Source organism: Tamlana crocina (assembly GCF_012037625.1).
In genome coordinates, this window is record NZ_JAAVJS010000923.1 from 1 (window position 1) to 264 (window position 264).

The 264-nt window shown below is 37.1% G+C and carries 1 protein-coding gene; it reads right to left on the bottom strand.

Annotated features, from left to right (window positions below):
• Positions 1-264: hypothetical protein (locus HC176_RS19525; RefSeq protein ID WP_167920603.1), on the bottom strand; the 264-nt coding region annotated here is incomplete at both ends.

Consider the following 264-nt stretch of genomic DNA (forward strand, 5'->3'; position numbering starts at 1 on the left):
GTTCGCTCTGGAATACAATTTCCAATCTGTTTTTAAACACCCCAGCTTCTGAACCAAACTGGTAAGCGTCACCTTTTGTAAGATTGAAATATTCGCCGGTTAGGTTGTCGTGCAAATAAATTCTTTGGCTTTCTTTGATATTTTCCTTCTCGGATATTATAATTTCGAAAGTGTTATCGCCAGACGATTTCAAGTTTAAAGGCACTACTTTTTCATCGGTAATTTCGCCATAGGCCTGCATAATCATATTTTTTCCTTCCAATG